Annotated in this window: 11 protein-coding genes; 8 read left to right on the forward strand and 3 right to left on the reverse strand. The window is 63.8% G+C overall.

Annotation, left to right across the window (positions count from 1 at the left end; all coding sequences use genetic code 11):
* Nucleotides 1-33: 33 nt before the first annotated feature.
* Both IT472_RS05645 and nuoN read left to right on the forward strand, forming a co-directional pair.
* Complete coding sequence (locus tag IT472_RS05645; RefSeq protein WP_297179630.1) at nt 34-1,548, forward strand: NADH-quinone oxidoreductase subunit M; 1,515 nt, start codon at nt 34-36, stop codon at nt 1,546-1,548.
* A 94-nt stretch (nt 1,549-1,642) separates the two neighbouring features.
* Nucleotides 1,643-3,103: an NADH-quinone oxidoreductase subunit NuoN gene (nuoN, locus tag IT472_RS05650; protein ID WP_297179634.1), complete on the forward strand. Its 1,461-nt coding sequence runs from the start codon at nt 1,643-1,645 to the stop codon at nt 3,101-3,103.
* A 28-nt stretch (nt 3,104-3,131) separates the two neighbouring features.
* Here the strand turns inward: nuoN and IT472_RS05655 are convergent, their stop codons facing one another.
* Complete coding sequence (locus IT472_RS05655; RefSeq protein ID WP_343231811.1) at nt 3,132-3,344, reverse strand: DUF2945 domain-containing protein; 213 nt, start codon at nt 3,342-3,344, stop codon at nt 3,132-3,134.
* Between the two features lie 127 nt (nt 3,345-3,471).
* Here IT472_RS05655 and prfB point away from each other — a divergent pair.
* Nucleotides 3,472-4,600, forward strand: a protein-coding gene (gene prfB, locus IT472_RS05660; RefSeq protein WP_297179637.1) for a peptide chain release factor 2 whose coding sequence is annotated in 2 segments (ribosomal slippage) — nt 3,472-3,546 and nt 3,548-4,600 — 1,128 coding nt in all. Because the reading frame shifts where the segments join, the coding sequence is not laid out codon by codon here.
* 54 nt (nt 4,601-4,654) lie between these two features.
* A complete protein-coding gene (lysS, locus tag IT472_RS05665) occupies nt 4,655-6,181 on the forward strand; it encodes a lysine--tRNA ligase (RefSeq protein WP_297179640.1) in 1,527 nt (508 codons plus the stop codon).
* A 63-nt stretch (nt 6,182-6,244) separates the two neighbouring features.
* On the opposite strand, the gene IT472_RS05670 is transcribed toward lysS, so the two are convergent.
* Entirely contained in the window at nt 6,245-7,924 is a 1,680-nt protein-coding gene (locus IT472_RS05670; RefSeq protein ID WP_297179643.1) for an AMP-binding protein, read from the reverse strand.
* A gap of 129 nt (nt 7,925-8,053) precedes the next feature.
* Here IT472_RS05670 and IT472_RS05675 point away from each other — a divergent pair, with 129 nt between their 5' ends.
* The gene (locus IT472_RS05675; RefSeq protein WP_297179646.1) at nt 8,054-8,500 is read left to right on the forward strand and encodes a nuclear transport factor 2 family protein; all 447 of its coding nucleotides are present in this window, start codon (nt 8,054-8,056) and stop codon (nt 8,498-8,500) included.
* Between the two features lie 105 nt (nt 8,501-8,605).
* Here IT472_RS05675 and acnA read toward each other — a convergent pair whose 3' ends face one another.
* The gene (gene acnA, locus IT472_RS05680) at nt 8,606-11,359 is read right to left on the reverse strand and encodes an aconitate hydratase AcnA (RefSeq protein ID WP_297179649.1); all 2,754 of its coding nucleotides are present in this window, start codon (nt 11,357-11,359) and stop codon (nt 8,606-8,608) included.
* Between the two features lie 154 nt (nt 11,360-11,513).
* On the opposite strand from acnA, the gene IT472_RS05685 reads away from it, so the two are divergent.
* The 3 genes from IT472_RS05685 to IT472_RS05695 all read left to right on the forward strand — a co-directional run bounded on the left by IT472_RS05685 (nt 11,514) and on the right by IT472_RS05695 (nt 12,840).
* Nucleotides 11,514-11,774, forward strand: coding sequence for an AbrB/MazE/SpoVT family DNA-binding domain-containing protein (locus IT472_RS05685; protein ID WP_297179652.1), 261 nt, complete (start codon nt 11,514-11,516; stop codon nt 11,772-11,774).
* Nucleotides 11,771-12,181: a type II toxin-antitoxin system VapC family toxin gene (locus IT472_RS05690; protein WP_297179655.1), complete on the forward strand. Its 411-nt coding sequence runs from the start codon at nt 11,771-11,773 to the stop codon at nt 12,179-12,181. Before IT472_RS05685 ends, IT472_RS05690 begins: the two co-directional genes overlap by 4 nt.
* Nucleotides 12,182-12,498: 317 nt before the next feature.
* Nucleotides 12,499-12,840 (forward strand): hypothetical protein, encoded by a 342-nt coding sequence (locus IT472_RS05695; protein ID WP_297179658.1) that lies wholly within the window; start codon nt 12,499-12,501, stop codon nt 12,838-12,840.
* Nucleotides 12,841-12,914 lie beyond the last annotated feature (74 nt).

Below are 12,914 nucleotides of genomic sequence, written 5' to 3' on the forward strand. Positions count from 1 at the left end.
GCCGGCAACCGACACTCGATGGATACCGCAAGCGTGACCCACTGGCCCCTGCTTAGTCTGCTGATCTGGTTGCCGATCCTCGGCGGCGTCCTCTCGCTCATCGTCGGCGATCGCCGGCCGGATGCGGCGCGATGGACATCGCTGGTCTTTGCCATCATCGCGCTGGTGCTGACGGTGCCGTTGTTCCTGGGCTTCGATCCAGCGACGACGGACATGCAGTTCGTCGAACAGCACGCATGGATCCCGGCCTTCAACATCCAGTACCACCTCGGTGTCGACGGCCTGTCGGTGCCCCTGATCGGCCTGACCACCCTGGTCGGCGTGCTGGTGTTGATCGGCGCCTGGGGCTCGGTGAACAAGCGCGTCGCCCAGTACTTCGCCAACCTGATGTTCCTCGAAGGCGTGATGATCGGCGTGTTCTGCGCGCTCGATTCGATGCTGTTCTATGTGTTCTTCGAGGCGATGCTGATCCCGATGTTCCTGGTGATCGGCATCTGGGGCGGGCCGCGCCGGATCTACGCGGCGATGAAGTTCTTCCTGTACACCTTCCTCGGCTCGGTGTTCATGCTGGTCGGGTTGATCTACCTGTACATGAAGGGCGGCAGCTGGCAGATCGCCGATCTCGCCGCGATGCCGCTGGGCATGACCGAGCAGACCTGGCTGTTCTTCGCCTTCTTCGGTGCGTTCGCGGTCAAGGTGCCGATGTTCCCGGTCCACACCTGGTTGCCGGATGCGCACGTCGAGGCGCCGACCGGTGGTTCGGTGGTGCTGGCGGCGATCATGCTGAAGATTGGCGGCTACGGCTTCCTGCGCTTCACCTTGCCGGTGGTTCCGGATGCGGGGCAGGAGTGGGCGTGGCTGATGATCGCCTTCAGCCTGATCGCGATCGTCTACGTCGGCATGGTCGCGCTGGTGCAGTCGGACATGAAGAAGCTGGTGGCCTATTCCTCGGTCGCACACATGGGCTTCGTCGTCCTCGGTACCTTCATTGCCTTCCAACTGGTGCGCGTGTCGGGCTCGACTGACGCCGCCGTGTTCGGCCTGCAGGGCGCGATGGTGCAGATGATTTCGCACGGTTTCATTTCCGGCGCGATGTTCTCCTGCGTTGGCGTCCTCTACGACCGCCTGCACACGCGCCAGATCAAGGATTACGGCGGCGTGGCGCGGGTGATGCCGTGGTTTGCGATGTTCTGGGTGTTGTTCGCGATGGCCAATTGCGGCTTGCCGGGCACCAGCGGCTTCGTCGGTGAGTTCGTGGTGGTGCTGGCCAGCTTCCAGGCGCATCCGCTGATTGGCCTCGCCGCGGCACTGACCTTGATCATCGGTGCCGGTTATTCGCTGTGGCTGACCAAACGGATCATCTGGGGCGACGTGACCAATGCGCCGGTGCTGACGATGAAAGACATCAGCTTGCGCGAATGGACCGTGCTCGGCGTGTTCGCCCTCGGTACCCTGGTCATTGGCGTGTGGCCGCAACCACTGACCGACTTGATGGGTCCCAGCATTTCCCATTTGGTCGACCAGATTGCCGCGACCAAGCTGCCATGACGGACACTTCCACCCCCCACTGCGCGATTCCGAATGGCGTGTGCCTGCTTGCTGTGCGACAGCAGTGGCGGGCTCTTGAGCAGGTTTCCAGGACATGACGACGATGCAGGCCACCCTTGCCATGCCGGCCCCCAACGAGCTGGTGCCCCTGATTCCGGAGCTGTCGCTCGCCGGTCTCGGCTTCCTGCTGCTGATGCTTGACCTGTTTGTGAGCGATGCCCGCCGGGGCATCACCCACGTCCTGTCGGTGGCGATCCTGCTGCTGGTCGCTGCCATGGTCGTGCTGGGCGTCGGCGCCGGTGACGAAGCCTCGGTCCTGTCCGGGATGTTCGTGCGCGACACCATGGCCGACGTCCTCAAGGTTGGCGTGTGCGTGGTATCGGCCATCGCGCTGCTGTTCGTCTGGCCGGATCTGCGCGAACGTGGAATCTACAAGGGCGAGGTGTCGGTACTGGTGCTGTTTGCGGTGCTTGGCATGATGCTGCTGATCTCGGCCGGCAGCCTGGTGATGGTTTACCTTGGCCTGGAGCTGTTGGCGCTGAGCTCCTACGCGCTGGTGGCGATCGATCGCGACAACCCGCTGGCCTCTGAAGCGGCGATCAAGTATTTCGTGTTGGGTGCACTGGCGTCCGGATTGTTGCTGTACGGCATGTCGTTGGTCTACGGTGCCACCGGCAGCCTCGACCTGGCCGCGATCCGCAACGCGGCGATGGGCATCGATTCCCCGATGCTGTTGACCGGCGTCGTGTTCATGACCGCAGGCGTGGCCTTCAAATTTGGCGCCGTGCCGTTCCATATGTGGCTGCCGGACGTCTACCACGGGTCGCCGACGCCGATCACGCTGTTCATCAGTTCGGCGCCCAAGCTTGCCGCGTTTGCCATGGTCGTGCGCCTGTTCGGGTTCGGCACCGGGTCGCTGGCCGAACAGTGGCAGCCACTGATGGCTGTGCTGGCCACGCTGTCGTTGGTGGTCGGCAACGTGATCGCGCTGGTGCAAGCCAACCTCAAGCGCATGTTGGCCTATTCGACGGTTTCGCACGTGGGCTTCGTCTTCCTCGGGTTCGCCGGTGGCGGTGCCGAGGGCTATGCCGCGGCGATGTTCTATGTGATTGCTTATGCACTGATGGCCACGGCTGCGTTCGGCGCGATCGTGTTGATGGCACGCCGCGGTTTCGAAGCTGACCAGGTCGCCGACTACAAGGGGCTGAGTGCGCGTGATCCGTGGAGTGCGGCGATGGTGCTGTGCGTGATGGCATCGATGGCCGGCGTACCGCCGTTCCTCGGTTTCTGGGCCAAGCTCGCCGTACTGCGCGCTGCCATCGACGGCAACGTCCTGTGGCTGGCCATCGTGGGTGTCGTGTTCGCGGTGATCGGCGCGTACTACTACCTGCACGTCATCAAGGTCATGTATTTCGATGAGCCGGTGGGCGAGCCCATCGCGGCCCGCGACAACGGTGTGATGCGTTTCGTGTTCTCCGTGAACGCACTGGCATTGCTGGTGCTCGGCGTGTTCTGGAACCCGATCATGACCTGGTGCAAGGCCGCGTTCGCCTGATGTCGGCACTTTCAGGGTCGGACCACGATCATTCGCTCTTCGTCAACGCCGTGCCGTCATGCGCGGCGATGTGGTCGGTCCTGTCGAACTTGATCTCATACTGTGGATTGGCGGGCGAGGCGCGGTGGCCCTTGTAGTCGAATGCGGCCACATGAACGTCCACGATCCGCACACTGACCTGGCCAGCTTCCGAGTTCCAGCGCACGTGGTCGACGACATTGAAGTGTTCCAGCCTGGACATGGTCTGCTCCGAATCCTCCCGGCGAAAGTCTGGTCTGGATATCGGAATGCCGGCGTGCGCATGTCGATCCGCGGCGCGGGGCCATGCGCTGCTAAAATGGGCGATTCATCCCAAGATGCACTGTCCCATGATCGAGCTCAATCCCATCCGAGCCCGCATCGCCGACCTGTCCGGTCGGCTCGATGCGCTCCGGGGGTATCTTTGACTACGATGCCAAGCGCGAGCGCCTGGAAGAAGTCGAACGCGAACTGGAACATCCGGATGTCTGGAACGACCCCGCGCGGGCGCAGGCGCTGGGCCGCGAGCGCTCCTTGCTGGACAAGGTCGTCAACGGTATCCGCGAACTGAAGGATGGGCTGGACGGCTCGGGCGAATTGCTCGACCTGGCCGAAATGGAGGCCGACGAGGACACCGCGCTGGCGGTGATCGATGACGTCGACCGCTACCAGAAGGGCGTGGAGGCGATCGAGTTCCAACGCATGTTCTCCGGCAAGATGGACGGTTGCAATGCCTTCGTCGATATCCAGGCCGGTGCCGGTGGCACCGAGGCACAGGACTGGGCGGAAATGCTGCTGCGCATGTACCTGCGCTGGGCGGAATCGCGTGGCTGGAAGGCGGAATTGATGGAAGTTTCCGGCGGCGACGTGGCCGGGATCAAGTCCGCCACCTTCCGGATCGAGGGTGACTATGCCTACGGCTGGCTGAAGACCGAGATCGGCGTGCACCGACTGGTGCGCAAGTCGCCGTTCGATTCCGACAACCGCCGCCACACCAGTTTCACCAGCGTGTTCGTGTCGCCGGAAGTGGATGACGACATCGACATCGAGATCAACCCGGCCGACCTCAAGACCGATGTCTATCGCAGCTCCGGCGCCGGTGGCCAGCACGTCAACAAGACCGAATCGGCGGTGCGCATCACCCATGTCCCCAGCGGGGTGGTGGTCGCCTGCCAGACCGAGCGCAGCCAGCACGCCAACCGCGACCGCGCGATGAAGATGCTGAAGGCCAAACTGTACGAGATCGAAATCCAGAAGCGCAACGCCGAGAAGGATGCGCTGGAGGCCACCAAGTCCGACATCGGCTGGGGCAGCCAGATCCGCAATTACGTGTTGGATCAAAGCCGGATCAAGGACCTGCGCACCGGCATCGAGCGCAGCGATACGCAGAAGGTGCTGGACGGTGATCTCGACGAATTCGTCGAGGCCAGCCTGAAATCCGGGCTGGAGGCCGGGGCGAAACGCAGCGACGCGGCCTGAGGCTGCGTCGACCTTCGCCCAGCCCCGATCCCTCCGAATAGCGAAACGCCTCCCATGACCGACGCCAATCCCCAGCCTGTCCTTGATGAAAACCACCCTGATGAAAACAGGCTCGTCGCGGAGCGCCGCGCCAAGCTGGCCGCGCTGCGCGGGCAGGGCATTGCGTTTCCCAACGACGCCAAGCGCAACGACTTCGCCGGCGACCTGCAGACCGAGTACGCCGATGCCGCGCAGTGGACGGGCGAAGCACTGGAAGCCACGGGTCGGCAGGTTGCCATCGCCGGCCGCCTGCTGGCCAAGCGGGTGATGGGCAAGGCCGCGTTCGCCACCGTGCAGGACATGAGTGGGCGGATCCAGCTGTTCCTGCAAGCGACCGCCTTGGGCGACACCTATGATGCGTTCAAGGGCTGGGATATCGGCGACATCGTCGCTGCCGAAGGTTCGCTGATGCGAACCAAGACCGGCGAGCTGTCGGTGAAGGTGGCGTCCCTGCGCCTGCTGGTGAAGTCGCTGCGGCCGCTGCCGGACAAATTCCACGGTCTTGCCGATGTCGAGCAGCGTTATCGCCAGCGCTACGTCGACCTGATCGTCACCCCGGAAGCACGCGAGGTGTTCATCGCGCGTTCGCGAATCGTCTCCTGCATGCGGCGTTGGCTGGATGCACGGCGTTTCCTCGAGGTGGAAACGCCGATGATGCATTACCTCGCCGGCGGTGCGACGGCCAAGCCCTTCACCACCCACCACAACGCGCTGGATCTCGACCTGTTCCTGCGCGTCGCGCCGGAGCTCTACCTCAAGCGCCTCGTGGTCGGCGGGCTGGAACGTGTCTACGAAATCAACCGCAACTTCCGCAACGAGGGCGTGTCCACCCGGCACAACCCGGAATTCACCATGCTCGAGTTGTACGAGGCCTACGCCACCTACATCGAGGTGATGGACCTGACCGAAGCGATGATGCGCGATGTCGCGGTCGAGGCGATGGGCACCACGGCGTTCGAGTGGGATGGGTATTCGATCGATCTCGGGCCGGCCTTCCGTCGCTGGAAGCTGGAAGAGGCGGTGCGTGAATTGAATCCGGAAATTTCGGTGGCGGATTGCCGCGATCGCGAGGCGCTGGCGAAGCACGCAGCGCGCCTCGGCATCTACGTCAAACCCGGCTACGGCTGGGGAAAGCTGTTGCTGGAAATCTTCGAGAAGACCGTGGAAGGCGGGCTGGTGCAGCCGACCTTCATCACCCACTACCCGGTGGAAGTCTCGCCGTTGGCGCGGGAATCGGACAGCGAGCCGGGCATCACCGACCGCTTTGAACTCTTCATCGGAGGAAAGGAACTCGCCAATGGCTTCTCGGAATTGAACGATCCGGAAGACCAGGCCGCGCGCTTCAAGGCACAGGTCGAGGCCAAGGCCTCGGGTGACGACGAGGCCATGCACTACGATGCCGATTACATCCGCGCACTGGAAGTCGGCCTGGCGCCCACCGGTGGCCTCGGCGTGGGCATCGACCGCTTCGTGATGCTGCTGACCGGCAGCAGTTCGATTCGCGACGTGCTGCTGTTCCCGTACATGCGGCCGGAAGCGTGAGCTGCACCGTACGTCATGAATAAGGCCGACAACGTCGGCCTTATTCTCTGGGGTAGCCTTTGATCAGGCCGTTTTCGCCGGTTCCCGCAACTCCTTGCGCAGGATCTTGCCGACTGGGCTCTTGGGCAATTCGCTGCGAAATTCGACGAACTTCGGACGCTTGTAGCCGGTCATGTTGTCCGTACAGAACGCCTTGACCTGGTCGGCGGTGAGGGCTGGATCCTTCTTGACGACGAACACTTTCACCGCTTCGCCGGACTTGTCATCGGGTACGCCGATCGCGGCGACTTCCAGCACCTCAGGCATCATCGCGATCACGTCTTCGACTTCGTTCGGGTACACGTTGAAGCCAGACACCAGGATCATGTCCTTCTTGCGGTCGACGATGTAGAAATAGCCCTGTGCGTCCATCTTCGCCATGTCGCCGGTGTGCAACCAGCCGTCGGCATCCATGACCTTGGCGGTTTCCTCAGGGCGTTGCCAGTAGCCCTTCATCACCTGCGGGCCCTTGACGCACAACTCGCCGACTTCGCCCGGCGGCAGCAGATTGCCGTTGTCATCCTTGATGCAGACATCGGTGGAAGGCACCGGCATGCCGATCGAACCGTTGTATTCGCGCAGGTCGAGCGGATTGATGCATACCGCCGGCGAGGTTTCGGTCAGGCCATAGGCCTCGGCGAGGGTGGTGCCGGTGACGGACTTCCACTTGTCGGCCACCGCACGCTGCACGGCCATGCCACCGCCGAGGGTCAGGCGCAGCTTGGAAAAGTCGATGTTGCTGAAGCCGGGGGTATTGAGGAGGCCATTGAACAGCGTGTTGACGCCGGTGATCGCGGTGAAGCCGGAGTCCTTGATCTCCTTGATGAAGCCGGGCATGTCGCGCGGATTGGTGATCAGCAGGTTGGTGCTGCCGAGCTTGAGGAAGATCAGGCAGTTCGCCGTCAGCGCGAAGATGTGGTACAGCGGCAACGCGGTGACGATCAGTTCTTCGCCGGGGCGGACATTGGATTTCACCCAGGCCGAGGCCTGCTGCATGTTGGCAACGAGGTTGCGGTGGGTGAGCATCGCGCCCTTGGACACGCCGGTGGTGCCACCGGTGTATTGCAGGAAGGCAATGTCCTCTGGTGCGTTGCGCACCTCGGGCAAGGAATGCATGCGGCCGAGGGTGAGTGTGTCGCGGAAGCGCTTCGCTCCCGGGATGTCGTAGTACGGGACCATCTTCTTCACGTGCTTGAGCACGAAGTTGACGATCAGGCCCTTGGGGAAGCCCAACATGTCGCCGAGCCCTGTGGTGATTGCCTTCACCTGAGGCATCTGCGCCAGCACTTCCTGCGCCACGTTGCCGAAGTTGTCGAGCACCAGCAGGACGCTGGCGCCGGAGTCGGCCAACTGGTGCTTGAGCTCGCGCGCGGTGTACATTGGGTTGACGTTGACCACGATCAGCCCGGCGCGAAGCACGCCGAACACGGCGATCGGGTATTGAAGGCAGTTGGGCATCATCACCGCGACGCGGTCGCCCTTCTTGAGTTTGAGCTCTCCGAGCAGGTAGCCAGCGAAGTCCCGGCTGAGGCGGTCCAGCTGGTCGTAGCTGATGCCCTTTCCCATGTTGATGAAGGCGGTGCGATCGCGGTAGGTCTTCAGGGCGGAGTCGAACACGTCGGTGATCGACGCAAACTCGTCGAGGTCGATTTCGGCCGGCACGCCGGCGGGGTAGTGGGCCAACCAAGGACGTTCGGAATTCATGCTCTGCTCCCCGGGATCATGGTGTGAACGGTCAATGCGCTTGCGTATGGTACCCAATCTGGACTGAGCATAGCCTTTTGCGACGGACATGGCGATGCTTCGCTGCAACGGCATTCGGGAGGGCTGGAAATGGGGGTGCTGTGGAGACGATTCGGGGGACAGTGGGCGCTGGTTTGCATGCTGGTGCTGGCCGGATGCGGCGGGCCGCCACCGGAGCAGGCGGTGCGCGCGCAGCTCACGGCGATGCAGGCCGCCATCGACGGCAAGGATGCTGGCAAGGTGTCCGACCTGCTGGCCGAGGATTTCGTCGGCAACGACGGCATGGACAAGCGCGGCGCGCGGCGGATGGCAGCCGGGATTTTCCTGCAGTACCGCAATGTCACCGGCCGGATCGGGCCGATCCAGGTCGAACTGCGTGGCGAGGACGATGCCATCGCCCGCTTCACCGTGTTGGCGACCGCCGGCAGTGGCGGGCTGGTGCCGCAGGATGGGCAGGTGTTCGAGGTGGAAACCGGCTGGCACCGCGAGGGCCGCGACTGGCTGCTGCGTAGCGCGAACTGGAAGCCGAAGTTGTAGGTGGGTCGACGACGTCCGAGTCAGAATCCATATCGGGCACAATGAAAACAACAAGGCCTGGCATGCCCCGGCCTTGTCGCGTGTCTGCTGGATGCGATCAGCGCATCAGCCGGCTTTCTTGCCCGCCAGTTCGCGCAAGACGTATTGCAGGATGCCGCCGTGGCGGTAGTACTCCACTTCCTTCGGGGTCAGCAGCAGGACATCGACGGTGAACTGTTTGCTGCTGCCGTTGCCGTGGGTCGCGGTGACGGTGGCGGTCTTCGCGGCGCCGTCGGCGAGGCCGGACACGGCAAAGGTTTCGGTGCCGTCCAGCCCCAGCGAAGCGGCATTCTCGCCACCCTTGAACTGCAGCGGCAGCACGCCCATGCCGACCAGGTTGCTGCGGTGGATGCGCTCGAAGCTCTCGGCGATCACCGCCTTGACGCCCAGCAGGATGGTGCCCTTGGCGGCCCAGTCGCGCGAGGAGCCGGTGCCGTATTCCTTGCCGGCAATCACGATCAGCGGGGTGCCGTCGGCCTTGTATTTCATCGCCGCGTCGAAGATCGCCATCTTTTCCGGCGGCTGGGCACCGAAGTACAGGGTATTGCCACCTTCCTCGCCACCGAAGAAGCCGTTCTTGATGCGGATGTTGGCGAAGGTGCCGCGCACCATCACATCGTCGTTGCCGCGACGGCTGCCGTAGCTGTTGAACTCGGCCGGTGCCACGCCGCGCTCGATCAGGTAACGGCCCGCGGGCGAATCCTTCTTGATGCTGCCGGCCGGCGAGATGTGGTCGGTGGTGATCGAATCGCCGAACAGGCCGAGCACGCGCGCGCCGTGGATGTCGTTGATCGAACCAACCGCCATCGTCATCCCGTCGAAGTAGGGCGGGTTCTTGATGTAGGTGGAGGCATCGCTCCACGCATACAGATCGCCATCGGGTGAATCGACCGCATTCCAGCGGGCGTCGCCCTTGAACACGTCGCCGTAGTTCTTGCGGAACATCTCCGGCCCGATGGTCGCGGCGATGGTGTCGCGCACTTCCTTGCTGGTCGGCCAGATGTCCTTCAGGTAGACCGGCTGGCCGTCGCTGCCGGTGCCGAGCGGATCATTCGCAAGGTCGATGCCGGTGTCGCCAGCCAGCGCATAGGCCACCACCAGCGGGGGGCTGGCGAGGTAGTTCATCTTCACTTCGGCGTGGATGCGGCCTTCGAAGTTGCGGTTGCCCGAGAGCACCGACACCACACACAGGTCGCCGGCCGCAATCCCGGCGCTGACTTCGACCGGCAGCGGGCCGGAGTTGCCGATGCAGGTGGTGCAGCCGTAGCCGACGGTGTAGAAACCGACCTTCTCCAGCTCCTTCTGCAGGCCGGCCTTTTCCAGATAGTCGGTGACCACGCGCGAACCGGGGGCCAGCGAGGTCTTGACCCAGGGCTTGCGATTCAAGCCGCGGGCCGCGGCGTTGCGGGCCAGCAGGCCGGCGGCGATCATCACCGCCGGGTTGGAGGTGTTGGTGCAGGAGGTGATTGCGGCGATCACCACGGCGCCATCCTTGATCCGCATGTGCTGGCCATCGATCGCGATATCGGCCTGGCCCTTGCCGTGCTGTTCATTGCCGACTGCGGCGCCACCGCCTTCGGCGACGAAGGCCGATACGTCGCCGTTGCGCTGGTCGCGCGCCGTGGTGAGGGTGCGGATGGCCTTGCGGGTCGAATCCTTCATGTCGGACAGCAGCACGCGGTCCTGCGGGCGCTTGGGGCCGGCCAGCGACGGCTGCACCGTTCCCATGTCCAGTTCCAAGGTGGAGCTGTAGGAGGCAGCCGGCGTCTGCGCGTCGTGCCACAGGCCCTGCGCCTTGGCATAGGCCTCGACCAGTGCGATTTGTTCGTCGCTGCGGCCAGACAGGCGCAGGTAGTGCAGGGATTCGGCATCGATCGGGAAAATCGCGCAGGTGGCGCCGTATTCCGGCGACATATTGCCGATCGTGGCGCGGTCGGCCAGCGGCAAGTGCTGCAAGCCTTCGCCGAAGAACTCCACGAACTTGCCGACCACGCCGTGCTTGCGCAGCATTTCGGTGACGGTCAGCACCAGGTCGGTGGCGGTGGCGCCTTCCGGCAGTTTGCCGGTGAGCTTGAAGCCGACCACCTGCGGGATCAGCATCGACGAGGGCTGGCCCAGCATCGCGGCCTCGGCCTCGATCCCGCCGACGCCCCAGCCGAGGATGCCGATGCCGTTGACCATGGTGGTGTGGCTGTCGGTGCCGAACAGGGTGTCCGGGAACGCCCAAGTGTCGCCACCGATCTCGCGGGTCATCACCACCCGCGCCAGGTATTCGAGGTTGACCTGGTGCACGATGCCGGTGTTGGGCGGCACCACCTTGAAATCACTGAAGGCCTTCTGGCCCCAACGCAGGAAGCCGTAACGCTCGCCGTTGCGCTCGAACTCGATCTGGCCGTTGGCGTCCAGCGCGCTCGGGGTCGCGAACACGTCCACCTGCACCGAGTGGTCGATCACCAGTTCCGACGGGATCTGCGGGTTGATCTGCTCGGGGCGGCCGCCGAGCTTGACCACCGCATCGCGCATCGCTGCCAGGTCCACCACGCAGGGCACGCCGGTGAAGTCCTGCAGGATCACCCGCGCTGGCATGAAGGCGATTTCGGTATCGGGCTCCGCCGCCGGGTTCCACGTCGCCACTGCTTCGATGTGCGAGGGATTCACGGTCACGCCGTCTTCGTGGCGCAGCAGGTTTTCCAGCAGGATCTTCATCGAATACGGCAGGCGGGCGATGTCGAAGCGCTGGCCGAGTTTGGTGAGGCTGGCGTAGCGATAGGACGTGCCGTTGAGCGAAAGCTGGTCGTGGCTGGCGAAGGAATCGTGCATGGGACTGCTCCGTGGCGGGACGCCGAAAGTGTAGGGGTGCCGTCGTGACCCCGTGGTGACGTCGGGGGCGGATCGGCTGTGCGTGGGCACGGGTATGATATGCCAAAAAAAGTATGTATGCTTCATGCGTACTTCGGTTGCATGGAGGATCGCCGTGGACGTCATCGTTGGGGAGCGCGGTCAGGTGACCCTGCCCAAGCCGGTGCGCGATGCGCTGGGCTTGGCCAAGGGCAGTGTGCTCAAGGTCGAACTTGACGGCGGCCGGATCGTCCTGCGCAAGGATGCCAGCGAGGCGCTGCGCAAGGTGCGTGGCAAGTTCCGGCTGGCCGACGGGTTGGCGTCGACCGATGCCGCCATGCGTGAGTTGCGTGGGCGCGCGCCTCTCGACGGCGACGACCAGGGTGATCGCGGGTGATCGCGCTGGATTCGCCGGTCCTGATCGATCTGCTGGTGGGCGACCCGCGCCACGCCGAGGCCGCCGAGGCCTGCATCGGTGACGCGCTGGGCCGCGACGACGTGGTGGTCTGCGATGCGGTGATCGCCGAAGTCCAAGCCGTGCTGGAATCGTCGGTCGGCCTGATGGAGCCGCTGGCCACGCTGGGCATCCGCCATCTTGCGACCAGTGAGAGCGCCGCGATGCGCGCCGGCTACATGCTCAAGCGCTTCCGCGCCCGCGGCGGTGGCCGTGAACGGCTGGTGGCGGATTTCCTGATCGGCGCCCACGCGATGCTGCAATGCGATGCCCTGATCACCCGCGATGCCGTGTTTTTCCGCGACTATTTCAAGGGCCTGAGGCTGATCATCCCCGCGGGAACGGGTTGATTGAGGACGCTATCGGATCCCGATGCGGACTCAGCGCTGGCCGAATTCCCCGGCCGCGGTCGGGCGGGTCACGAAACCTGAAGACCAGTTGAAGCGCAATGTCCTGCCAGACCCCTTGGCAACGTTTTTCCTTGTGCTAGGCTGAAATCTCGGGGAACGGGGAGGGACGATCCCGCGTTTGGGGGGTTCCAATACGATCTCCGAGATTGGAGAGTGATGCACGGGCGGCAGACGAGGTCGCTCGGGCTTGGTCTGGTGGCCGAATGTTCGGTCGATTCCAAGGTCCCACCCATAATCAATTTGCGGAGTGACAACCCATGTTTTCCATTCGTACTTCGATCGTGGCCGCCTGCGTGGCCGGCCTGTTCGCCCTCGGTGCGACGAGTCAGGCCAGTGCCGCTGATCGTCACGTCCGGATCATCAACAAGACCAGCTACACGATGGTGCGCTTTTACGCCTCGCGTTCGTCGACTTCCGATTGGGAAGAAGACATTCTTGGCGACAGCGTGGTGCGTTCGGGCGGTTCGGTGCGGATCAACATCGACGACGGCACCGGTGCCTGCCTCTTCGATTTCAAGGCCGTGTTCAGCAACGGCAACGAAGCCACCCGCGGCAAGATCAACGTCTGCGAGATCGGCGAGTACACCTATACCGACTGAGCCATGGCAGGCGGTCACGGCGTGATGAACCGGGATCGCCTCATTGGGTTGTTGATGGAACGCACCCCGGCAGC

Origin of the sequence: Thermomonas sp., assembly GCF_020850895.1 — a bacterium.
Taxonomy (GTDB): domain Bacteria; phylum Pseudomonadota; class Gammaproteobacteria; order Xanthomonadales; family Xanthomonadaceae; genus Thermomonas.